The sequence below is a fragment of the Shewanella nanhaiensis genome, from assembly GCF_019457885.1.
Lineage (GTDB): Bacteria > Pseudomonadota > Gammaproteobacteria > Enterobacterales > Shewanellaceae > Shewanella > Shewanella nanhaiensis.
On sequence record NZ_JAHZST010000002.1, the window covers coordinates 165,744 to 189,269 of the forward strand.

Consider the following 23,526-nt stretch of genomic DNA (forward strand, 5'->3'; position numbering starts at 1 on the left):
AAAAACAAATAGCATCTATTGCTAAATTAGAGAGTTAGATGCGGGAAATAAAAAAAGCTCGGACTAAGCCGAGCTTTTAATTCAAACAGATTTATTTCGACTGAGAGTTGTTCATGTACTTGAAAAACTCACTGTCAGGCTCTAAAACCATCACATTAGAACCATCAGCAAAACTCTCTTTATACGCTTCTAAGCTACGAAGAAAGCTAAAGAACTCAGGATCCTTTGAATACGCATCGGCATAAATTTTAGCCGATTCTGCATCCCCTTCACCCTTAACTTCCAATGCTTTACGTTGAGCGTCGGCAAGTTGAACTGTAACTGAAGCATCTGTTTTAGCACGGATAATTTCAGACTGTTCCATACCTTGAGCTCGATGCTCTTTAGCAACAGCAGTACGCTCTGCGCGCATACGCTGGTAGATGCTTGAACTGACGTTTGCAGGTAAGTTGATCTGCTTAACCCTAACATCGACCACTTCGATACCAAGATCAGCAGCACTTTCTGCAGCATTCGTTAACGCATCTTGCTGAAGTTCATCACGGCTACCGGAAACAATCTCCTTAATCGTACGTCGACCAAACTCAGTACGAAGGTCATTGTTAATCTTACGCTGTAATAGAGACTCAGCATTGGCTTTAATACCGCCGCCAGTTGAGAGATAGTATTTCTCAAAATCAGCAATTCTCCACTTCACATAAGAATCAACCATAAGATCTTTCTTTTCCGAAGTGACAAATCTATCAGCCGCGCCATCCATTGTCTGGATACGCGAATCGAGAAACTTGATCTTATCTATCATTGGCAGTTTAAGATGAAGACCAGGCTCATAGATACGAGTCACACCCTCATCTTTTAAAATCTTGCCAAAGCGTGAAACAATTGCTCTTTCACCCTCATTAACAACCAAGATTGAGGACAAGAGTACGGCAACAAGCACCGCTGCAATAATTGCGACTAATCTTCCCATTCTTAGTTTCTCCCCTGACGTTCGCCGCGCGATGGACGTGAGTCAATTGGCATACTGTTTTGGCTCAACGTACTGCTTGATGAATTAAGCGAAGCAGCAGAATTCACTTTTTGAGGCCTAGCATCTGACTGACTCTTTTGCATCAGTTTATCCAGAGGCAAGTACATCATGTTATTACTGCTCTTAGAGTCTACAAGTACCTTACTCGTACCTGACATAACTGTTTGCATTGTGTCCAGATATAGACGTTCGCGTGTCACTTCTGGCGCAGCCTTATATTGAGGAAGTAAAAGCTCGAAGCGAGCAACCTTACCTCTAGCCTCTAGGATTTCACGCTCTTTATAAGCGTTAGCTTGTTGCTCCATACGCTGAACCTGACCACGAGCCTTGGGCTCAATAGCTCTGGCATATGCTTCCGCTTCACGGATAAAACGCTGTTCATCTTCCTGAGCAGAGATAGCATCATCGAAAGCATCTTTAACCTCTTCCGGCGGACGAGCCGGTAGGAAGTTAACATCCTCAATCGAAATGCCTAAGTTATAAGGCTCGATAATACGCTCAACTTCAGCCCAAGTATCACGGCGAATTTGATCACGACCTGTGGTCAAGATGTCATCCATCTTGTTGTGACCAACAACATAGCGCAAGGCACTATCAGTTGCTTCACGTAGACTGGCATTAGCATCAACGGCACTGAATAGGAAACGATAAGCGTCAACCACTCGATACTGAACATCAAGCTCAACTAATACGACGTTTTCATCGGCTGTCAGCATACTTCCAGATGCAGGAATTGAGCGAACTGTATTCACGTTAACAGGGAATACTTCATCAATGAATGTTGCCTTCCACTGTAAACCAGGTTCAACATCCCCCACATACTGACCAAATCTCAGTGCAACACCTTTTTCAGCTTCTTTAACTGTATAGAAACCTGATAGTCCCCACACAACAATGGCAATACCTAAAACAATGATCAGGCTAAATGAGCTTAAGCTCGAGCCAGAACCATTGCCTTTACCACCGCCAAAGCGTTTAGAGATATTACGAAACACCTCATCTAGATCTGGTGGTCCCTTATCGTTACCATTCTTATTCCCCCAAGGGTCTTTACCCTTGTTACCGGGCTCATTCCAAGCCATTTAGCACTCCACTGGTGTATGAAATAAATGAGATCACTAAAAACTACTCAACTGTCGAATGTTCGACAACAAAAGTCTCTAACTCCCCTTCGCTCTGCTTCACAAGTCGACGCCAATCGGCCTCTAAAATGCGAACAGATAAGATACAGTTCCCCAGATCGTCATATTCTTTCTGCTGTATCACATCGAGTCGGTATAACTGACCAAGATAATGTCCGGCTGTCGCCGGAATCTCTAGGTTTAATGATAAAGTTGTCTTACCAACAATACTGTTGATAGCTTCCTTTAATAACATTAAACCTTGCTGCTTCTGAGCCGAAACCCAAACTCTAATTGGTACGCCCTCATCATCGTAATCGATCTTTGGGTTTACCTCGTCCAACAAGTCAATTTTATTGCAAACAATAAGTTGCGGAATTTCTTCTGCGCCAATCTCCTTGAGCACTAACTGGACTTGCTCAAAGTTGTCCCCCATATTCTCATCATGACAGTCGACAATATGAAGTAGCAGATCGGCTTCTCGTGTTTCCTGCAGTGTTGCCTTAAACGCCGCCACCAAGTCATGTGGCAAATGGCGAATAAAGCCAACAGTATCAGCCAAAATAATACTACCATCATCAAGATCTAACTTTCTTAAGGTTGGATCCAATGTGGCAAAAAGCTGATCAGCTGCATAAACATCTGATGTTGTAAGAGAGTTGAATAGAGTCGATTTACCTGCGTTGGTATAACCAACTAATGACACAGTCGCTAAATCACTACGGCGCCTTGCTCTTCGGCTCTGTTCACGTTGTTTATCTACTTTTGCTAAGCGCTTATTGATGTTGCTTATCCGTCCCCGGAGTAAACGTCTATCGGTTTCGAGCTGGGTCTCCCCAGGCCCTCGCATACCGATACCACCCTTTTGACGCTCCAGATGCGTCCAACCTCGTATCAGGCGAGTTGACATATGGCGTAACTGCGCTAGCTCTACCTGTAACTTACCTTCGTACGTTCGTGCTCTCTGGGCAAAAATATCTAAAATGAGTGTAGTACGGTCTAATACCCGACATTGGCACACCATCTCAAGATTTCTCTCTTGAGCTGGGCTTAGTGCGTGATTAAAAATCACCACATTCGCCTCTGTCGCGGCAACCATAGCCGCTAACTCATCAGCCTTCCCCGAACCAACAAAAAACTTTCGGTCAGGCGAACGACGGCTTCCTGTTATCACTCCAACAGACTGGGCTCCAGCCGACTCTACCAATAGTTGTAGTTCGACTAAATCTTCCCTACTATCCTCATCGGAGAAGTCGATATGGACAAGAACCGCATTTTCTCCCGCCTCATAACGATCAAACAAAAAGCAAACTCCTTAACAAATATTACTCACTAGTCTCATCATTCTGACCATTAAAGCCACCAGCTGGTGTTGGTGCAGGTGAAGAGTGATGTGCACTTACGTTAAATGGACGAGCTGGCACAACCGTTGAAATTGCGTGCTTGTAAACCATCTGACTAACCGTGTTTTTAAGCAAAATAACAAATTGATCAAATGACTCAACCTGCCCTTGTAGTTTGATGCCATTAACAAGATAAATAGAAACAGGAACGCGCTCACGGCGAAGTGCGTTCAAAAACGGGTCTTGTAAAGATTGCCCCTTAGCCATTTTGTAATTTCCTTTTTATTAAAAATAAGTAGTAAAACTAATACAACATAACTTTTTCTTTGGTTTTAGTATTATATAGCAAGGACTAATTTGCTAGCGACAATGTCGCAATACAGTGGTTAGATTTGAATCACTCCCACTTTCCAGCCAATTTAACTCAGGCCATCCTCTCAACCATGTTAATTGACGTTTAGCTAATTGCCTAGTAGCAACGACTGCTTTTTCGACCATAGTATCATAGTCATAGTCGCCATTTAGGTATTGCCAGCATTGCCTATAACCAACACATCTCATCGAAGGCAGGTCAATATGCAGTTCACTTCGCTCCCTAAGTGACCGCACTTCCTCAACGAATCCTTGATTTAACATCAATTTGAATCTTTCTTCTATAGAAAGATGTAACTGTTTTCGATCTTTTGGTGAGATCGCAAACTGAACAACCTCATAAGGCAAAGGTTCAGACTTAATTTTGGTAAGTTCTGTCAGCGATTTTCCGCTAATCCTATATACCTCAATCGCCCTAGATAATCGCTGCGGATCATTAGGGTGTATACGCTCGGCAGAAACGGGATCTATCTGCTTAAGCTCATCATGTAAATGATTCCAACCATAGGTATCGGCTTCAATCTGGATCTGTTTACGTATTTCGTCATCTGCAGCAGGAAGTGGTGAAAGCCCCTCTAACAAGGCTTTGAAGTACATCATGGTTCCACCAACTAACAAGGGGGTTTTCCCTTTAGCAAGTATCTCTTCTATTGCTTGCAGTGCATCTGCTCTAAAATCAGCCGCAGAGTAACTCTGTGCAGGATCGCGAATATCAATCAATCTATGAGGTGCTTTTTCCAACTCTTCGGCGCTGGGCTTTGCACTGCCAACATTCATCCCACGATATATAAGTGCTGAATCTACAGAGATAATTTCACAGTTATGCTGCTCAACCAATGCAATGGCAAGGGCTGTTTTCCCCGAAGCCGTTGGGCCCATTAACGTTATTATCTGAGGTAATTTACTATCTTCAGTCACTCAACTGCTCTTCTAACCATGACTGCCAAGGTAATACCTTAGCCTTCTGTGCTAATTCTTGCTGGATCTCATCGTCCAACTGACTAAATGCCGACCAAGTTGCTACTGCAGATTCAAACTTGCCATCATCTTGCTTTGCTAACCATAACGCTAACGCTTCATGGCTCGGTTCTTCAAACCTTACCCACTGCAACAATTCAGGAATAACAGTAACTAACTGGCTCTGTCTTAAATATGGGGGCACTTTCTTTATAATCAACTGTCCGAGGCGAATAGTTATCTCAATCCCTAGTTGCCTTAACAGTTGTGCCCTCTCATCGATAGTATTAAGCCAATCTTCATCAACCTTAATTGAAACAGGCATAAGTAGTGGCTGGCTGACTAAGCCATTATCAATTTTTGCTAAAATATCACGCTTCACAAGCCACTTTGCGACGATATCAATCGGCAGCAAAGAAAGCTCATCACCAGCAGCATAGACCCAATACTGGCCCGCTAACACTGGTGGCATCGGAGTCTTTAAATCACTATTAATTAATGTAGGCGCCTGTGCCGCCTGAGGTGTTTTTAATAATTGAGTATAGGAAGCTATCTCACTCGCCGAAGGCAGTTCAGGCTGAGAACGGGCACTATACTCCCCGCCTCTTGAATAGGATGATGGAGTAGAAACTGAATTCGATTGCCCCTGTGAACCACTCTCTCTTGGTTTTTCATCAAATTTAGACTGTGTTGAGTAATTTGATGGAGAAGCTTCGCTAACACGCCCAGTTGATAAGGGCTTACTATGCCAATCATCTTCGACAAACTCGACCTGCTTTTCTTCAGAAATCGGCATCGACGCCCTAGCCACCTGCATCAAGGCAGACTGTAAAGCCTGGAGTATGTAGTCATGCACATAACGGCTTTGGTGAAACCTGACCTCATGCTTTGCTGGATGGACATTAACATCTACCTGATGAGGAGCAATCTCTAACATCAGGACATAGCTAGCTAACTCCCCTGTTCCATGATCCGAAAATGCTTGTCTCACCGCATGATTCACTAATCTGTCACGAATTAATCTACCGTTGACATAGAAAAACTGTGTGTCGCTAGCTGGAGAGGTAAAAAATGGGGATTGTATATAGCCGCTTAACGTTAACCCTTCATGTTGGCAATCGATCTCAATCGCTTGCTCTGCAAAGTTTTTGCCACAGATCTGCGCTAAACGCATCAAGTATTGATCTTGATTATTTGCAGGGCGATAGTTACGAACCTGCTTACCATTGTGCTTTAAGGTGAAATGGATCTCAGGTTTAACTAAAGCAATACGTTTAAGCCATTCATCAATATGGGTAAACTCTGTTTTATCACTTTTGAGAAATCGCCTTCTGGCCGGAGTATTGAAGAATAGATCAACCGCTTCTATCGTGGTTCCGACAGGATGAGCGGCAGGGATCACTTTCACAGCCATATCTGAGCCTTCGGCATAAGCTTGCCAAGCTTCAGTTTGCTCCGCAGTTCGAGAGGTCAAAGTCAAACGAGAAACCGAGCTAATACTCGCTAATGCCTCGCCACGAAAGCCAAAACTTAAAATTGCATCTAAATCATCTAAAGTACTCAACTTTGAAGTTGCATGCCTTGATAGCGCTAAATTCAGTTCTGACTTAGGGATCCCAGAGCCATTGTCTTGGATTTTTATCAGCTTACTGCCACCCTTATCGATCTCAATATCGACACGGGTAGCCCCAGCATCTAGGCTATTTTCAACCAACTCTTTAATCACTGAAGCGGGTCGTTCGACAACCTCTCCAGCAGCGATCTGGTTTGCCAATTGTGGTGACAGTATCTGTATAGTCATATCGTTTTAATCTTAAATAGTTAAGTTTAAGAGGTAAACTCACCTCCAAGCCTACAGCAAACTATGCCCTAGGAATAACCAACTTTTGGCCTATTCTTAAGGTATTAGATTTTAAGCCATTAGCCCGCTTTATACTGGCAATCGACACTTGATATTTATGCGCTATCACAGATAGAGATTCACCTTTACGGACATTATGCTTAAACGAGCCCTTACTGGCCATCAAGGAGTTAACAGGTGGATTAGCCTCAAAATATTTCAGCACACCTTTATGTACCGCCTTGGCGATATTATTTTGATGCTCTCGCTGAGAGAGTAATCGCTCCTCTTTGTGGTTCGAAATAAATCCCGTTTCGACCAAAATTGAGGGAATATCAGGAGACTTCAATACCGCAAAACTCGCCGACTCAGGTTTATGTTTATGCAGTTTGGTCACTCTTCCTAAGTTTGACAGTACATCATCAGCAATATTGTGACTGATCGCCATAGAGCGATCCATGGACATATCGAGCAGCGTCATCGCTAAATATTGCTCGTTATCCGTATTCTGGATTATCTCACCAGCACCACCAAGCAACTCCGAATGCTTCTCTTTATGCTCAAGCCAACGACCAATCTCACTGTTAGCACGCCTCATAGACAAAACCCACACTGAGGCCCCTCTTGGTTGAGGCGAAGTGAAGGCATCAGCGTGAATAGACACAAGTAGATCGGCTTTACTGGTACGAGCAATTTCAGAACGTTTATTAAGATTAACGAAGTAATCTCCGGTACGAGTCATTACAGCCCTCATTCCCGGCGTAGCATTGATTTTCGCCTCGACTTTCTTAGCGATCTCTAACACCACTTTTTTCTCATAAATTCCCGAAGGCCCAATTGAACCAGGATCGTCACCGCCATGACCCGCATCAATGGCGACCACGACATCTCTAAGTTTGGCCTTAGGCTGACTACTTTGAGCCACCTTCTTTGAGCCGCTGTCATCAAGATCAACAACCAACCTATTACCATAGGGGGCCGTTGGAGGCAGTGAAAACAGGTTCGATTTAACAGGTTTTGTCAGATCAATAACTAGCCTTAAAGTTCCCTTCGATGGTGGCTTACTAATGCGAACTCTTTTAACTAATTTACTATTATTTGCAAGCTTACTGAGATTAACTGAGGTGGAGGTCCCCTTCAGGTCAACGACAAGTCGATAGGGGCCTGTTAACGTAAAATAACTGAAATCAGGGGCCTTATTTAGATCAAAAACGACTCGGGTCGACTCAGGCGCAGCCCAAATTCTCACTCCATCCAGTTTATTAGCACTATGGACAAAGAAAGATGAGCACAAGGTCACCGACAATAGAAAAAATTGTAAAACCGACGCTATTTTTATCATTATTATTTGAATTTACTTAGTAACAACTGCCCTTTTTCAGATCCTGAAACTATCTCAACTTCACGACCTGCATCCAGATATTTTATGTGACAACTTATATCTGCTTCGGGCATTAACCCATGACCACGATCAGGCCACTCAACGATGCAGATACTATTTTTGGTGAAATAATCTCTGATCCCCATAAACTCTAACTCTTCAGGATCGCTTAAACGATAAAGATCGAAATGAAATAGATCGACACCAGCTAGCTCATAGGGCTCTACTAAGGCATAAGTAGGACTCTTTACCGCACCTTGATGGCCAAAAGCCTGTATCAATCCACGACTTAAGGTCGTTTTACCTGCACCAAGCTCACCCGATAGGTTTAAGATCAATGGAGGCGTAATGATTGCCGCTAATCGCTTCCCTAACTCGACCGTATCTTGCTCATTATCTAAGTAGACTTTAACTGATGTCATGGTATCTATCTTTAACACTCTAAAGTTAATTCGAACCCGTTACTTTATATTAAATAGCTTACTAGCTAAACAGCTTTCACTCAATTGCAGTTAAACTTTACTAAAATACTAAAGATTATTAACTAAGTGTCTAATATGCGGCATTAAGTCACTTGCTAACATCCCCCTTTCCCCCTCTAATGCTGCGCGATCAGCAGCCTCACCATGGATAACCACTCCCATCTTGGCAGCAGTGAAGGAATCGAAGCCTTGGGCCATAAGCGCTGAAATAACTCCGCCTAAAGCATCACCAGCACCACCACTTGCTAAACCAGGATTTCCTACTGGCGCAACAACACACTCTTTAGCGTCACAAATCAATGTGCCTGGCCCCTTCAACACCACCACCCCGCCATATTTAGTCTGTATTGCTTTAACAGCCGCAAACCTATCTTGCTCCACCTCGCAAGTCGTAATACCTAAAAGTTTTGCCGCCTCGGCAGAATGCGGCGTCAATACCCACTTTTCCTGTTTATAAGGCTCACGGCTTAACATATTCAATGCATCGGCATCCAATACGCAGGGCTTATCACTTAACCCTACAGCTTTAAGTAAATTATAGCCCCAATCTTGCTGCCCAAGTCCTGGGCCAATCAAGAGAACATCCGCCCAACCTAGTTTGAGGTAAACCTCCATATCAACCAGATCACAACCCCAGAACATCAATTCAGGTCGAGTCGCGTTGACAGCTAATTGATGTGCAGGCTTTGAGATTACCGTAACTAATCCGCTTCCAGCTCTTAAACAAGCCTCAGCTGCAAGCCTAACCGCTCCAGCCATACCTGTATCACCACCTATGACAGAAACCTTCCCCGAGTCACCTTTATGGGAGTCCCTTGCTCTGGGAACAATATGTTCCCTGACAAAATCTAAAGAGATCACTTTTGATGATGGTGGAGATAAATAATCGATTAAACCGATATCAGCAAACAACAGCTCTCCCACGCAGGCTCTTGCTCGGCCAGTTAATAGCCCCTGTTTTACGGCCCCAAATGTAAGCGTTACATTTGCGATAACAGCACCGTCTCCCGCTCCAGTGTCAGGGTTCAACCCAGAGGGGACATCTAAGCTGAAAACCTTAGCCTTACTTAGGTTTACCGCCTCTATGATCGGCTTAAACTCCCCTCTTAATTCCCCTTTACAGCCGACTCCCAGTAGACCATCAACAATGATGGATGCCGAGAGGATTTTATCTATATCAGAACACTCTACTCTACCACCCACTCTACGAAACTCAGACTGAGCAGCTAACACTTCTGTTCCCATCTGTGTTTTATCAAGCCCCATTAAAGAGATCTGATAACCCGCCTCAATCAATAAACGAGCACAAACATAGGCATCGGCACCATTATTACCATAACCTGCCAGTAACAGTATTGGGGAAGATCTGTCTATTGAGGAGGAGAGCAGCTCGAAAGCTTTAGCTCCAGCGGTTTCCACTAATTGGCTTAGGCTTATATCTTCAGCTCTAACAAAGGCTTTTTCCGCATCTTCCACCTGAGAAGCGAGAAATAGATTAACGGGTAAATGAATCATAGAAGTGTGTATCCCTGCCTCGTTAAAATTTGATTAAACAAATATAAACAATTGAATTGAATCTTAGATTCGTAAAGATTAGCAAGTATCACTACACTATAAGTAAGAGATACTTGACCTCAAATTTTTCACTCAATTGGAGCAAATGGATGAAGCTCTTTACCTTAGCTATTTTAGCACTGTCTCTATTGCTAATTAGCTTGCCATTACAGTCAAATATTTTAATACAGGCACTACTGCTTATCTGCATAATATTAGTCGCTTTAGGTATATATAAAGCGCTAATTCAGCTAGATAGTGACAAAGATCAAGATTAAATTTAGATAGATAGCTTTCATTACCAACCAGACCTATGACTTTAAAAGCAATAAAAAAGGCACCCTAAAGGTACCTCATTGTGTGTAACACATACTTAATCTAGCGCAAATTAATTAAAGATCATCCATTCTTATTGAGCTATGTACTAAACGCTGTTGCTGGATTTTTTCGACGCGTACTAAGTCATTTAATGCGCCTGAAATCTCACTTGATGAGGAGTGTTCAGCAGTTTTTTGCAATAGATCAATAAGGCGATTATCCAGATCCAGATGAGCTTCTAGGATATCTTCCTCAGACATATTTGCAGTCAGCGTTAACTCATGACACCTTTTGATAAAATCCTCGAAAGTAATATCTTTATACCAGGTATCCAATACCTTCTTAGGCGCTTCATCAATATAGTCTTCTAACTGCTCAGCCACAGCCTCTTGATGCTGTTTGAAGTACTCAAGCATCATCTTCACACGTGAAGAGTCTGCATCACTCAGTAGTCTTCCATATAGCTGAGACATTTCATGTCGGCAAGTAGCAACATAGCCTAGCAGTTCTCTTAGTTGTTGAAATCGCATTATATCCTCTCCCAAATACTCGCCAAATGCTTTGGCTAAATTGATAAGTGGATTCATTATGCGGTCAAAAAACATGGGAATATTTGAACAAGCTCAAACTTTAAGATCTTTCAAAAGCACTACATTAGGCCTTGTTAAAGAAATCACTAGCTCATCACGCTATGTCTAATAAGGTGAGCTAAGTATTAATAATTAAGGAAGTTTGAATCAGGAAGGGGATTGGAGCGACCATTATTTTGTAAAGAGTGGTTCGAACCGGCTTTTGGTTTAACAAGAAGCTAAACCTTGGCAAAAAGAAGGTATCAACATTTTCTACTAGCACAACTGAGCTAATATCGAGTGATCTTTTAACATTATCTGAGGTCTATTGGAATTTGTTGGAAGTTTGAAACAAGAGAGGAGATTGGAGCGACCTTTCTTTTCATAAAGAGTGGTTCGAATCGGCTTTTGGTTTAACAAGAAGCTAAACCTTGGAAAAAAGAAGGTATCAACATTTTCTACTAGCACAACTGAGCTAATATCGAGTGATCTTTTAACATTATCTGAGGTCTATTGGAATTTGTTGGAAGTTTGAAACAAGAGAGGAGATTGGAGCGACATATCGGGTTCGAACCGATGACCTATACCTTGGCAAGGTATCGCTCTACCAACTGAGCTAATGTCGCATAATCTTTTAAATTGGAGCGCCACTTCTTTCATAAAGAGTGGTTCGAACCGATGACCTATACCTTGGAAAAAGAAGGTATCAACTCTCTCGAGAAAATCAACTGAGCGAAATATCGCTTTTACACATAAATTGGAGCGACATATCGGGTTCGAACCGATGACCTATACCTTGGCAAGGTATCGCTCTACCAACTGAGCTAATGTCGCATAATCTTTCATGTTTAAAGAGTTTGGTAAATCTTTAAACTTTAATTTGGAGCGACCATTCTTTCATAAAGAGTGGTTCGAACCGATGACCTATACCATGGAAAAAGAAGGTATCAACTCTTTCGAGTAAATCAACTGAGCGAATGTCGCTTTTAAACTAAATTTGGAGCGACATATCGGGTTCGAACCGATGACCTATACCTTGGCAAGGTATCGCTCTACCAACTGAGCTAATGTCGCATAAATCTTTTATATTTAAAGAGTTTGGTAAATCTTTAAATTTTAATTTGGAGCGACATATCGGGTTCGAACCGATGACCTATACCTTGGCAAGGTATCGCTCTACCAACTGAGCTAATGTCGCTTTTATCTTCTTACAACCTTAACGTTAATCATTAACCAAAGGTATCGTATTCTCACCTTTAGCAACTGAGCTAATGTCGCAAAACTATCTATTAAGTGAGGCAGAGTATCTCTAGCCAATCCCTTAATATCAACCTTAATCTGCTACAGCAGTAAAGTTGAGGCCGCATTATATGAGAATTTCATATTGCTGCAACCCCTTCTTGAAAATAAAATGACTGATCGGTCAAATTTTAAATACTTTTGCTCGATAATACTGCAATTCAGCAATAGATTCCTGAATATCGATCAATGCTTTGTGGGTACCTAGCTTGGAAAAGCCATTCATTGCCTCTGGATCCCAGCGACGAACGAGCTCTTTTACTGTGCTGACGTCTATATTTCGATAATGGAAAAAATCTTCCAGCTCCCGCATATATAGAGTCATAAAACGACGGTCTTGACCAACACTATTGCCACACATAGGAGAAGACCCCTTGGTGACATGCTGAGAAAGAAACTCAATGGTCATAGCGACAGCTTGCGCTTCGCTATATTGACTCGAACGAACTCTATCCACTAAGCCTGATTCACCATGATGTTTTTTATTCCAATCATCCATCTTGGCCAATTGTTCATCAGATTGATGAATAGCAATGACAGGTCCCTCTGCAATAATATTGAGTTCTTTATCTGTCACAATTGTTGCAATCTCAATAATTCTGTCAACGTCAGGCTCAAGCCCTGTCATCTCCAAGTCGACCCAAATGAGATTGTTTGCGTCTGCAGCCATAAATCTGCCTTTTTCCCTATTTGCCTAAATTCAGGCTTTTTTGTTTAAGACCGTGTATCATACTGCTTTTTTAAGCGACACAAAATCACCTTATTTAACGATGACAAAACTGTGAGTAAAAAGAAACCCCTAAGTCAAGGTCAGCGACGCCGTATGCGAGCTAATCAAGAGAAAAGACTCCAACGGCAAGATTCAGGTAACAATGCCCCTGAGTTACAGGATAGTTCACTTGGGCCAGAACAGCTCGGAACTGTTATATCTCGTTTTGGTCAACATGCCGATATAGAAACAGAATCTGGCCAAATTGTCCGCTGTAATATGCGCCGAAATATACAAAGTTTGGTCACTGGTGATAAGGTTATTGCCAGACTTGCTCAGGATATTGAAACAGGCATAGCTGGTGTGGTGGAAGCCGTTCACCCGCGCCACTCCTCACTTTCACGCCCTGATTTGTATGATGGAATTAAAATAATTGCTGCCAATATTGACCAAATATTGATTGTCTCCTCCGTTGTCCCTAGCTTTACCACACAGATAATAGATCGATATCTTGTTGCGGCTGAGGACACAGGAATTACCCCTGTAATTATTTTAAATAAAATTGATCTCATCTCTGACGAAGAGCGAGCTTCCATTGAAGAGGCGTTGCAAAGGTATCGTGATATTGGCTACCCAGTGCTAAAGGTTAGCAGTAAAACAGGTGAAGGGATCGATCAAATAAAAGCACTACTTAATGCCAAGGTGAGTGTTTTTGTTGGCCAATCAGGTGTTGGAAAATCTTCACTGATCAACTCAATGATGCCAGATGCGGAACTGTTAATCGGTGATGTTTCAGAAAACTCAGGGTTAGGGCAACACACGACAACGACTGCAAAGTTACTTCACTTTGCCAGTGGTGGCGACTTAATTGACTCTCCAGGCGTTCGTGAGTTTGCACTGTGGCACTTACCAGCTGAACGAGTAGGTTGGTGCTTTATCGAATTCAGAGACTACTTAGGTACTTGTAAATTTAGAGACTGCAAACATCAAAACGATCCTGGCTGCGCCATCACCCAAGCCTTCAATGAAGGGAAGATCACCGAAGATAGATATAATAACTACCACAGAATCATCGCCAGTCTAGATGAGCAACGTCATGCTCGCCATTTTAGAAGTGACACAGATCTGTAACTCGGTTAGCAACAGAAAAATTAGGGAAGTAAGAAAGTGGATAAAATAAAAATCGCGCTGCAGTATATAATGCCTAAACATTTAGTCTCACGTCTTGTTGGTAAACTAGCAGCGGCTAAGATGGGAAGCATCACCACAGCAGCAATCAAGTGGTTTATTAAACAATACAAAATAGATATGAGTGAAGCTGCTCAAAGTTCACCAGAAGCGTATAGCAGCTTTAATGACTTCTTCACCCGCGCCCTTAAGCCTGGCATCCGCCCTATTTCAGATAAAAAAGATTACATAGTCCACCCTGTTGATGGTGCTGTGAGCCAATGTGGTCCAATAAAACATGGACAGATATTTCAAGCTAAAGGACATGAATATTCATCACTTGCACTTTTAGGCGATCAAGCTGATGATGCAAAACGATTCGAAGATGGTGACTTTGCAACTATCTATCTGGCACCGAAGGATTACCACAGAATTCATATGCCAATTAAAGGAACCTTGTCAAAAATGACCTATGTTCCTGGTGAACTGTTTTCAGTCAATCCGCTAACGGCGGAAAACGTTCCTGGTCTATTTGCCAGAAACGAACGCGTTGTGGCAATCTTCGAAACCGAGATAGGTCCAATGGCGATGGTATTAGTTGGTGCAACAATCGTTGCCAGCATAGAGACTGTCTGGGCAGGTACAGTTACACCGCCAACGGGTAAGAAAGTATTTACTTGGGATTATCCAACCGAGGGTCCTGCCGCACTTACCTTAGAGAAAGGTGCAGAGATGGGCCGATTCAAGTTAGGCAGTACGGTTGTCATGCTATTTGCCAAAGATGCTTTAGATGACTTTGCCGATGATGTCACTCCGAAAGCCGTTACGCGTATGGGACAGCCTTTCGCAAAAATTGAGGATTAATGACTCAAACTGAGAACAATAGACAATCAGGTTTATTAGAGTTACATATGGCAGTGCTGCTTTTTGGTGGCACTGCACTCTTCTCAAAACTCATTCCTCTTGGCGCACTGGATATCACTCTACTGCGCTGTCTCATCGCTGCTACAGCCTTAGCTTTACTTGTTAAAGCCAGCAAAAGTAGATTACGACTCGACTCATCAAAAGACTATTTTATCGCAATTGGTCTAGGCATTGTCGTCAGCCTTCATTGGGTCACTTACTTTGCTTCAATGCAACTATCCTCAGTTGCTATCGGCATGATAGCTTTCTTCACTTATCCAGTTATGACTGTGTTAGTGGAACCTTTTTTTACAGGTAGCCGTATAAAAAAAGTCGATATCATTAGCGGTCTAGTTGTACTTACTGGCGTCATACTCCTCATCCCTGAGGCTAGCTTAGGCAACGATGTTACCTTAGGAATTGCGGTAGGTATTCTGTCTGCCATCTTTTTTACAGCCAGAAACTTACTGCACAAACGGTACTTTTCAGCCTACTCAGGCTCTAAAGCCATGTTCTATCAAACAGCTGTTGCCGTTATTTTTTTAGCTCCTTGGCATACAATAGAGCTAAGCCAGATAGAGCAAAATATCTGGTGGATGATACTCCTGCTAGGCGTCGTTTTTACCGCTACACCCCACGCACTTTTTACCGCTGCACTAAGACACCTAAGCGCTAAAACAGTCAGTTTAGTCTCTTGTCTTCAGCCTTTTTACGGAGCCATACTAGCCTTAATATTTCTTGGGGAAACCTTAGATATAAAAACAGCAATAGGGGGGATCTTAGTCGTGGCGACCGCTATATTTGAAACACAACAAAGTCGAAAGCAGCCTAAAGTAAACACCTCTAAAAATTAAATAGAAGCGCTAAAGCAGAGCCAGAAGATAAACCAGTAGCTTTGAATTAAATTTATTTGAAAATAGATCGCCAGCGATTTCAATCTTCCATTTTATTGGTACTATACACGAGTCGCTTTCTCAACCAGCACTAGGCTATGTTTCAAACTATCCGCGCAATTTTATTACTTACCTTTTTCCTCTTCACCATGAGTGCTCACGCTGCAAACCCTTTAGATTTAAATAAAAAATTAGGGATAAATCAGACCCAAGGCGAAAACTTAACCGCGGAAGAGAAACTCGCTCATATAGAGCGCAATACCAATGAGCTTGCTGAAGTGGAGAAAAACTATATTGATTTAATCAATAATTATGAGGGTCATAAGCTCAATATTGAACATCAACTACAGGAAGCACAAGCCCCATTAACTTGGTCTAAAAACCAGGGGTTAACACAACAAGCCTCATTTGCTTACTTACGCTTATCTGAGCTAAAGGAGATAGAGGCTGAACTTCACGCCAAGATCACTCTTCTATTAAAAGAGCATAATCAACTTCCAAGTAAGATCATCAGTGCAAGAAAAGCACTCACCGCCCACAGCAAAAATAAAATCAAAAATACAGGCAATATTGAAGAGAAACTTCTTGTTGCACAACGCCAACTCTATACTCAAAGCCTATCGACACTTGAAGCTGAGCTTGCCAGTAGCCAAAAGCGAATCAACCTCAATCAGCAGCAGATGCAACTTGTTAGAAAGCAGCTATCTCAACAAGAGAGCCTAATTGAGTCGATTAATAGCGAAATGGCACAACAACGCCAACATAAAACAGACTCAACCATTGCCAAAAGTCTTATCGAAACGGCTAATGAACAAAATCCACTGACCCAAGAGCTAAGCCAGAAGAATCGTGAATACGCAGATGAGCTAAAAAAATTAACTCTCCTGACTAATGAGGCCGTTAAGCAGCAGGAACAGGCTGAAAACCTTTACCAGCAACAAGCAAAACAGCTAACAAATATCCAGCAACAGATCAGTTGGATTAAATTAAGTTCAGCTTTTGGCGAACGCTTTTTACAGATACTGCAATCGCTTCCTTCTGTACCAGATCAGGAGAAGCTACAAACTAAAATCGCCAATAGCAGGCTGATAAAATATCAATTAGAGCAAGACCAAACGTTAAATGGCCAACAGCTACAGTCAATAGGCTCCTTTACCCTTATTCAGAATCAGTTACTTAATTCACAACATGATCTATTGGTACAGCTCCTTCAAGGTTACGATCTCTATCTGAGTGAGCTTGCCGATCTTAGGGTTATTTATGAGCAGCTAACTCAGCAAAATTTAACCATAAAAAGTACCCTTAATGAGCACCTATTTTGGGTTCCCAATGCGAACTCAATAGGCAAATTATGGTTCACTGATCTGCTGCAAAGCACCCAGTGGTTGATTGCTCAACAACCATTGACCCAAGTATCTGCCTCAATCAGTACCCAGAGTACCTTATGGTCATGGTGGCTTATTCTTTTAATTGTTAGCTTAATTGCTCAGGACATTCTGACGCCTAAGTTTAATAAAACCTTAGAGCAAGATGCGGCCTTTGTAGGGAATGTGACTCAAGATAGTTTTTTTTACACTTTAAGAGCACTCGTTAATACCTTTATCTACAGTATCTTTAAGCCATCTCCTATTGTGCTTGCTGGTATCATCATGCTGAAATCAGAGCAAAATATGGTATCAGCAATTGGTATGGGCGTCTTAGTGATCGGCTTAGTCTATCTGCTATACCGTTTCTCTTACTTACTTGCACTCAATAATGGCTTGTTAATTAGTCACTTCAAAGGCCATGAAGCGCTCATACGTAAGGGGCAACTCAAGCTAAAGGCGTTCACTCTCACCACGATTCCTTTTTTCGGAATTATGGGAGTCACTGAGGTTATCAATAACTCAGTCTTGAGAAACAGCATAGGAAGAGGCGCCTTTATTATATTCTGTATCTTATTGTTTATGTTCTATAAAGAGATACTGTCAATTTCCAAGCGTGAATATCATGCTCATCAGGATGGTAAAAATAAAAAACTATTACAGCGGTTGTTATGGGCAATTCTTCTACTCGTTCCGCCTGTTTGTGCCGTTTTAGCTTTCAAGGGATACTACTACACGGCCTTTCAAATGCTGCTGCAGTTACAGATCTCACTCCTGCTCTCTCTCGGCTTCATGTTGCTTTACCAGTTAACTAAACGCTGGATGTTAATCGAGCGCCGACGCATTGCATTCGATCGCGCTAAAGCGCGACGAGCTGAGATACTGTCGCAGCGAGAAAGGGGGGAGGAAACACAAAGCAGCGGAGATCCTTTAGATACCTATGAAGAGCCTCAGGTCGATTTAGAGACGATTTCAAGCCAATCCCTTGGTTTGGTTCGTTCCTTGTTGATTTTAGCCTTCCTAGTGAGCTTAGTGGGCCTATGGACCCAAACTCACACAGCATTGTTCTCTTTACTCGACGGGATCACTCTCTGGACCAGTAATACGACCATTAACGGCATAGAGCAACCTCTACCAATAACCCTTAAATCTCTGCTGCTAGGACTGATAATCGTCGGCTTCTCACTCATGATAGCCACCAATTTACCCGGCCTCATCGAGTTGACCATTTTACAGCGACTGGATCTGACCCAAGGAACTGGCTTTGCTATCACCACGGTCAGCCGCTATTTAGTTATCTTCTTCGGTATTTTAAGTGGCTTTTCCACCTTAGGAATGGAGTGGTCAAAACTTCAATGGCTCATTGCCGCGCTCTCTCTTGGCTTAGGTTTCGGTCTACAAGAGATCTTTGCCAACTTTATCTCCGGTCTGATAATTCTGTTTGAAAAGCCAGTACGTATTGGCGATACCGTCACTATTAGGGATCTCACCGGAACCGTGAGTAAAATTCAGATCCGTGCAACAACCATTATCGATTGGGATAGAAAGGAGATCATTATCCCCAATAAGGCGTTTATTACCGAGCAGTTGATTAACTGGTCTCTCTCCGATCCTATTACTCGAGTGATTGTTTATGTCTCTGTAGCTCGAGATTCTGATCCCGCTCGTGTTGAAGCCTCACTTTACCAAGCTGTCAAAGAGTGCGATGAGGCTTTGGAGATCCCCGAGCCTGAAGTCTGGTTTGCAGGCTTTGGTAAACACACCCAAGACTATGAAGTTCGAGCGTACGCTAAAGATATGAATACTCGATGGCCACTTCGCCATAAACTACATAAAGAGATTAGTAAAAAGCTTAGAGAAAATAATCTGGAATTGGCCTTCCCACAACTGGAAGTTCATATCAGCAACACCCACAATAAAGACACTCAAGGATTGATAAGAACCTAATGATTATTTTTGCTCACAGAGGCGCGAGTGGCTACGCTCCCGAAAACACCTTAGCTGCGATGAAAAAAGCCATCGAACTGGGTTGTCGCGCCATCGAGCTGGATATTCACAGTGTTGAGGGGGAGCTGTATGTCTATCACGACAGAAGATTAGATCACAAAAGCGACGGTAAAGGCGTGATTGACCAAGTCTCTCAACAATATCTGAATACAGTTTCAGTGCAAAATGAGCCCATTCCGACACTTTGGGAGGTGATGACATTCCTGAGTAAGTATGATTGCATCGTCAACATTGAGCTAAAGGGAATGACCTGTTTAGCGCCATTTATTACACTCTATCCCAGACTTTTAAATGAGTTAAACTTCACTCCAGATCAACTACTCATCTCATCTTTTCACCACGGTTTTTTGCAACAGTTTCGCCAATTATATTCAGATGCCTACATTGCTCCCCTAATCGAAGGAGTACAACTTGATAACACCCACACAGCATCACTTCTGAACGCCTACTCAATCCATTTGAGCCTAAGTTTTATTAATCAGGCTCTTATTGATGAGGCTCACGCTAAAGGGTTGAAAGTTTTTGTTTACACTGTCGACCATATTGATGATGTAAAAATGTTATCAAACATGGGGATCGATGGTATATTTAGCAATTATCCTGATAGGGCATCCAAAATCCTAGAGGAAAGTGGCATTCGCGCCTAAACTTTATCTAGGTAAAGTCAAACTTGGCGATTTTTCTGTGCCCAACTACCAATTAGTAAAAAAATCAAGATCACAGACCATAACAGCCAAGGAGCAGGCAGTTTAGCCATGCTCCTAGCCAGTAGTGGGCTGACGGTCACGATCAACATGCCGTAACCAAAAGCATTAACCAAAACAAAGGTAAATGTACGCAGAATAAAGGAACGACCTAATAATTTCCGCCTTAGGAAACGGTTGATATCAGCACCAAAGGCCACGAGAAAACAGGCTATAATTGCGGTAGCGACCTCATTCAGCCAAGGGTATAACAAGCTACCAACTTGATGAAAAATTGAAATAATTTGTTCCATATTAGGGTCCATTAACAAAAAATCGAGTTAAGAATAAGCGGAGTAAGTATGAGACACAAGTTGCTATTACTAACCAGTAAAAATGAACGCTATAGGGAGTTGCTAGCTTCTTGCCATCTTCCTGACATCGTTTTACTTGGTGACGAACCTAGTAGCATTTTAGAGGCTAATGTTTGGCTGGCTGAACCAGCATTGGCAGCCCCACTACTTCCTCACGCTAATAACTTAACTTGGATGCAATCGACCATGGCTGGAGTCGATGCCCTAGTCAAACCTCGCCAGCGAAAAGATTACCAACTCACAAATGTTAGAGGGATATTCGGCCCATTGATGAGCGAATACCTTTTTGGGTACCTACTAGCGCACCAACGTGAACATCAAAAATATAAAACCCAGCAAGCTGAAAAAATCTGGCTTCCCGGTAGCTTTAAAACTCTGCAAGGTCAAAATCTGCTACTTTTAGGAACAGGAAATATAGCAAAACACTTAGCCCAAACAGCAAAACACTTTGGAATGCACGTCACAGGAATAAACCGCGGGGCCAAACCAACCAAAGGGTTTGATAAAGTTGATACGCTAGCCAATATCTCACAACACCTCGCGCAAGCAGATGCTGTGGCCAGCATTTTACCTAGTACCCCCCAAACAAGAGGGGCTCTCAATGCTGAGCTGCTCTCTATGATGAAACCTGGTGCTATCTTTTTTAACTTAGGCCGTGGCGATGTGTTAGATCTTGATGCACTCTACATGCAGTTAATAGAGAACAGTGACCAACATGCTATTTTAGACGTGTTCAATCAGGAGCCTTTACCAAAAGAGCACCCAATCTGGACACTGGATAATGTGATTATTACCCCACATATCGCCGCACCTAGTTTTCCAGAGCAGGTAGTAGAGATATTTTCAAATAACTACCACAAGCTACTGCAGGGAGAGCAGCTCACTCATGCAGTAAATTTTGCTCGAGGCTATTAAGCACAAACTACAAAACTGATATTCGCCGTATAGAAAAGGACGACTAGCGGCAAATAACACTCTTAAACGATTTCCCCCTCACATGCACCTCCTTCCTTGAGTCTCATACTGTAATATCTTTAAGGTTTTAGACCACTAACTTTATAAAAAAGGAAGCCTAAGCCTCCCTTATCTGTTTATACTAACGGTGCTATAAAGCTTGCTTCTGACTCCGTTTAAGGAACTGCTCTACCAAGGCCTTCTGCGAGTTAATATTGGTCACCACAACATGATTTAAACCTATCATCTCATCACCTAAATCATTGGATGAGCCATTGAGTTGAGAGATATTAACCATACTCCGATTCACCTCATTAGAGACGCTTGACTGCTCCTCAACGGCACTGGCGATATGGTGAGTCATATCTGAAATAGAGACAATAGCCTCTTTTATTGTCCTCAATGCATTACCCGCTTGAGCCGCTTGGTCAACACATTGTGAAGCTGAATCTGCACCTTGATGCATACTCTGCACAGCTTTTGCCGTTCCCTGCTGCAGCAGGTTAATCATATTTTGAATCTCAGTCGTTGAATCATGGGTTCGTTTGGCTAACGCTCGCACCTCATCCGCAACAACAGCAAAACCTCGACCTTGCTCACCAGCCCTTGCAGCCTCAATAGCAGCATTTAATGCAAGTAGATTAGTTTGCTCTGCGATACTTTGGATCACATCTAAAACGGTACCAATCCCTTTACTCTGCTCCTCTAGGTCTTTAATCACTAATGATGTTTCTGTGAGCTGGGAAGACATTAACTCTATTGAAGATATGGTCTGAGTCACAATTGCATCACCAGCATTTGCTTCATCAGAAGCAGATTGAGATGAGTTAGCAGCATCGGAGCAATTTGAAGCCATATCTCCTAAGGTTGCGGTCATCTCTTGCATAGCCGTTGCAACCTGTTCAACCTCACGGGTTAAGGAGTCACTATTATTTTTCACCTCCTCCCCTTTTGTCACTGATTCTGTTGCTTTACATGCAGACTGTTCACAAGAGTCTAAAGCGCGGCCAAGCATGGCTTTCATCTCAGATGACTGCATTCGCAGCGCCAATTCAATTTGGGCTATATCATCAGTGTGACCTGTATATAGATAGGACATTAACGGGCTAGAGTAGATCGCCTTACAGTGAGCAACAATAGCCTTATATCTTACCAATAGCATGTTCAAACCAACTAGTAACACAACAGCCGTCACAGCAAAAAGAGCCATTGCTAGTAAACCAGACTGTATTGCAACATATAGCATTGGTAAAAGTGCGATAACTGACAGCGCCATAATTTTATTTGGCAAACTCATAACACGCTTCAGTTTAGCAACACTTCCCTTCTCATTTAGCTCTTTATAGGACTCTTCGGCCCTATCTATCTGCTCAGATGTAGGTTTAGTTCGAACAGACTGGTACTCCACCACCTTCCCGCCTTCAGAGATAGGAGTAACAAATGCATCAACCCAATAATGATCACCATTGGCACAACGGTTTTTCACCATCCCCTTCCATGGGTGCCCGCCTTTAATGGTCGTCCAAAGATCTTCAAATGCCGCGGGTGGCATATCTGGGTGGCGCACCATATTATGGGGTTCACCCACCATTTTATCTAATTGGTAACCAGCAACATTACAAAATGAAGGATTTGCATACTTAATTATGCTGCTGGTATCTGTCGTCGAAAGCAGTATCCAATCAGCTGGATAATCATAATTTTTCTGAGTGACGGGTAAATTTTGTCTCATGCCATGACTCCACTAAAATAGTGTTCTTTTTAATCATTTACCCGTCAGAGTAGCTGCTATGAGTAGAAAAAACGACACCCAAGGCCAAATTCATACTAAAAAACAATTTATTTCGCTACAAACAGGTCTAAGTTCAACTTTTTGCTATTAAATAAATATAGCTCACACTTTTTAATAACGACTGACTAGTTTTTTGTTTTTAATAATAATCAGCAGTTATTAGCATTGAGAATCGTTTTCATTTATACTCACATTAATCCAAATTGCAGGTTTAATTAAATGTACGTTTGTCTTTGCCATGCTGTAACCGATACTCAGATCAAAGAAGCTGTTAGCCAAGGTGACATCTCTCTCAATGATGTAAAAAAGCGCTTAGGTGTAGGCGATCAATGTGGTAAATGCGTAAAAATGGCAACTCAGATAATTCAAAGACAACTGGATGTTGAACCTAACTATTATGAAGTTGCCTAATGA

The 23,526-nt window shown here is 42.3% G+C and carries 21 protein-coding genes and 4 tRNA genes; 8 read left to right on the forward strand and 17 right to left on the reverse strand.

Annotation, left to right across the window (positions count from 1 at the left end):
- Window positions 1–91: 91 nt before the first annotated feature.
- The 9 genes from hflC to K0625_RS03010 all read right to left on the reverse strand — a co-directional run bounded on the left by hflC (window position 92) and on the right by K0625_RS03010 (window position 10,053).
- On the reverse strand, window positions 92–970 hold the full coding sequence (gene hflC / locus K0625_RS02970) for a protease modulator HflC (RefSeq protein WP_220108308.1): 879 nt from the start codon (window positions 968–970) through the stop codon (window positions 92–94).
- A gap of 2 nt (window positions 971–972) precedes the next feature.
- On the reverse strand, window positions 973–2,112 hold the full coding sequence (gene hflK, locus K0625_RS02975; protein WP_220108309.1) for an FtsH protease activity modulator HflK: 1,140 nt from the start codon (window positions 2,110–2,112) through the stop codon (window positions 973–975).
- A 43-nt stretch (window positions 2,113–2,155) separates the two neighbouring features.
- Window positions 2,156–3,454 (reverse strand): ribosome rescue GTPase HflX, encoded by a 1,299-nt coding sequence (gene hflX / locus K0625_RS02980; RefSeq protein WP_220108310.1) that lies wholly within the window; start codon window positions 3,452–3,454, stop codon window positions 2,156–2,158.
- A gap of 22 nt (window positions 3,455–3,476) precedes the next feature.
- Window positions 3,477–3,761, reverse strand: coding sequence for an RNA chaperone Hfq (hfq, locus tag K0625_RS02985; protein WP_012326755.1), 285 nt, complete (start codon window positions 3,759–3,761; stop codon window positions 3,477–3,479).
- 93 nt (window positions 3,762–3,854) lie between these two features.
- The gene (gene miaA / locus K0625_RS02990) at window positions 3,855–4,745 is read right to left on the reverse strand and encodes a tRNA (adenosine(37)-N6)-dimethylallyltransferase MiaA (protein WP_220108588.1); all 891 of its coding nucleotides are present in this window, start codon (window positions 4,743–4,745) and stop codon (window positions 3,855–3,857) included.
- Window positions 4,746–4,776: 31 nt separating this feature from the next.
- Window positions 4,777–6,624, reverse strand: coding sequence for a DNA mismatch repair endonuclease MutL (gene mutL / locus K0625_RS02995; RefSeq protein WP_220108311.1), 1,848 nt, complete (start codon window positions 6,622–6,624; stop codon window positions 4,777–4,779).
- A 61-nt stretch (window positions 6,625–6,685) separates the two neighbouring features.
- Window positions 6,686–8,005, reverse strand: a complete 1,320-nt coding sequence (locus K0625_RS03000) for an N-acetylmuramoyl-L-alanine amidase (protein ID WP_220108312.1) — start codon at window positions 8,003–8,005, stop codon at window positions 6,686–6,688.
- Between the two features lie 2 nt (window positions 8,006–8,007).
- On the reverse strand, window positions 8,008–8,466 hold the full coding sequence (gene tsaE / locus K0625_RS03005) for a tRNA (adenosine(37)-N6)-threonylcarbamoyltransferase complex ATPase subunit type 1 TsaE (protein ID WP_220108313.1): 459 nt from the start codon (window positions 8,464–8,466) through the stop codon (window positions 8,008–8,010).
- Window positions 8,467–8,574: 108 nt separating this feature from the next.
- Window positions 8,575–10,053: an NAD(P)H-hydrate dehydratase gene (locus K0625_RS03010; RefSeq protein WP_438944486.1), complete on the reverse strand. Its 1,479-nt coding sequence runs from the start codon at window positions 10,051–10,053 to the stop codon at window positions 8,575–8,577.
- A 137-nt stretch (window positions 10,054–10,190) separates the two neighbouring features.
- On the opposite strand from K0625_RS03010, the gene K0625_RS03015 reads away from it, so the two are divergent.
- Window positions 10,191–10,358, forward strand: coding sequence for a hypothetical protein (locus tag K0625_RS03015; RefSeq protein WP_012326761.1), 168 nt, complete (start codon window positions 10,191–10,193; stop codon window positions 10,356–10,358).
- Between the two features lie 114 nt (window positions 10,359–10,472).
- Here the strand turns inward: K0625_RS03015 and K0625_RS03020 are convergent, their stop codons facing one another.
- The 6 genes from K0625_RS03020 to orn all read right to left on the reverse strand — a co-directional run bounded on the left by K0625_RS03020 (window position 10,473) and on the right by orn (window position 12,936).
- Window positions 10,473–10,928, reverse strand: a complete 456-nt coding sequence (locus K0625_RS03020) for a hypothetical protein (protein WP_220108315.1) — start codon at window positions 10,926–10,928, stop codon at window positions 10,473–10,475.
- Between the two features lie 589 nt (window positions 10,929–11,517).
- Window positions 11,518–11,593: transfer RNA gene (locus K0625_RS03025), tRNA-Gly, on the reverse strand.
- A gap of 132 nt (window positions 11,594–11,725) precedes the next feature.
- Window positions 11,726–11,801 (reverse strand) — tRNA-Gly (locus tag K0625_RS03030).
- A gap of 164 nt (window positions 11,802–11,965) precedes the next feature.
- Window positions 11,966–12,041: transfer RNA gene (locus K0625_RS03035), tRNA-Gly, on the reverse strand.
- A 48-nt stretch (window positions 12,042–12,089) separates the two neighbouring features.
- Window positions 12,090–12,165: transfer RNA gene (locus tag K0625_RS03040), tRNA-Gly, on the reverse strand.
- 225 nt (window positions 12,166–12,390) lie between these two features.
- Window positions 12,391–12,936 (reverse strand): oligoribonuclease, encoded by a 546-nt coding sequence (gene orn, locus K0625_RS03045; RefSeq protein ID WP_220108316.1) that lies wholly within the window; start codon window positions 12,934–12,936, stop codon window positions 12,391–12,393.
- 111 nt (window positions 12,937–13,047) lie between these two features.
- Between orn and rsgA the strand changes: the two genes are divergently transcribed.
- The 5 genes from rsgA (at window position 13,048) to K0625_RS03070 (ending at window position 19,956) form a co-directional block, all read left to right on the forward strand.
- Window positions 13,048–14,106, forward strand: coding sequence for a small ribosomal subunit biogenesis GTPase RsgA (gene rsgA / locus K0625_RS03050; RefSeq protein ID WP_220108317.1), 1,059 nt, complete (start codon window positions 13,048–13,050; stop codon window positions 14,104–14,106).
- Window positions 14,107–14,142: 36 nt separating this feature from the next.
- Window positions 14,143–15,006 (forward strand): archaetidylserine decarboxylase, encoded by an 864-nt coding sequence (asd, locus tag K0625_RS03055; protein WP_220108318.1) that lies wholly within the window; start codon window positions 14,143–14,145, stop codon window positions 15,004–15,006.
- Entirely contained in the window at window positions 15,006–15,899 is an 894-nt protein-coding gene (locus K0625_RS03060; protein WP_220108319.1) for a DMT family transporter, read from the forward strand. Before asd ends, K0625_RS03060 begins: the two co-directional genes overlap by 1 nt.
- Window positions 15,900–16,036: 137 nt before the next feature.
- Entirely contained in the window at window positions 16,037–19,249 is a 3,213-nt protein-coding gene (locus tag K0625_RS03065; RefSeq protein ID WP_220108320.1) for a mechanosensitive ion channel domain-containing protein, read from the forward strand.
- A complete protein-coding gene (locus tag K0625_RS03070) occupies window positions 19,249–19,956 on the forward strand; it encodes a glycerophosphodiester phosphodiesterase (protein WP_220108321.1) in 708 nt (235 codons plus the stop codon). Before K0625_RS03065 ends, K0625_RS03070 begins: the two co-directional genes overlap by 1 nt.
- A 17-nt stretch (window positions 19,957–19,973) precedes the next feature.
- Here the strand turns inward: K0625_RS03070 and K0625_RS03075 are convergent, their stop codons facing one another.
- A complete protein-coding gene (locus K0625_RS03075) occupies window positions 19,974–20,306 on the reverse strand; it encodes a DUF3392 domain-containing protein (protein WP_220108322.1) in 333 nt (110 codons plus the stop codon).
- A gap of 48 nt (window positions 20,307–20,354) precedes the next feature.
- Here K0625_RS03075 and K0625_RS03080 point away from each other — a divergent pair, with 48 nt between their 5' ends.
- A complete protein-coding gene (locus tag K0625_RS03080) occupies window positions 20,355–21,281 on the forward strand; it encodes a D-2-hydroxyacid dehydrogenase (RefSeq protein WP_220108323.1) in 927 nt (308 codons plus the stop codon).
- A 190-nt stretch (window positions 21,282–21,471) separates the two neighbouring features.
- Here the strand turns inward: K0625_RS03080 and K0625_RS03085 are convergent, their stop codons facing one another.
- Window positions 21,472–23,052, reverse strand: coding sequence for a methyl-accepting chemotaxis protein (locus K0625_RS03085; protein ID WP_220108324.1), 1,581 nt, complete (start codon window positions 23,050–23,052; stop codon window positions 21,472–21,474).
- 279 nt (window positions 23,053–23,331) lie between these two features.
- Here K0625_RS03085 and K0625_RS03090 point away from each other — a divergent pair, with 279 nt between their 5' ends.
- Window positions 23,332–23,523, forward strand: a complete 192-nt coding sequence (locus K0625_RS03090) for a bacterioferritin-associated ferredoxin (protein ID WP_012326772.1) — start codon at window positions 23,332–23,334, stop codon at window positions 23,521–23,523.
- Window positions 23,524–23,526 lie beyond the last annotated feature (3 nt).